At 38.4% G+C, this 258-nt stretch carries 1 pseudogene; it reads right to left on the reverse strand.

From position 1 onward, the window contains the following. Positions 1-258: pseudogene (locus AAEZ02_RS22890) on the reverse strand (EAL domain-containing protein); the annotation flags it as partial.

A 258-nucleotide genomic window follows, 5' to 3' on the forward strand; every position in this document is an offset into this window, starting at 1 on the left:
TGGATTAAAACCAAGGCTTTTAGCCTTCTCTAGGGTCGCTGTTATATAGAGACCTCCTTCAAATATAATTTCATCAGGAGTGAAATTAATATTTAAGGCGCAATCAAGGCCCAAGCGCGCAGCGAGTTCCAAAGCCTTTTCTCGGTTATATTGGTCAAAAGACATCAGGTTCGACTTATTTATTTTATTAAAAATAAAGCCCGGGGGTTCATTATTAACTCCCCTTAGTAATACATCATAAGAAACGATAGTTTCGCG

It is taken from the genome of Shewanella sp. T24-MNA-CIBAN-0130 (genome assembly GCF_040310185.1).
GTDB lineage: Bacteria > Pseudomonadota > Gammaproteobacteria > Enterobacterales > Shewanellaceae > Shewanella > Shewanella psychromarinicola.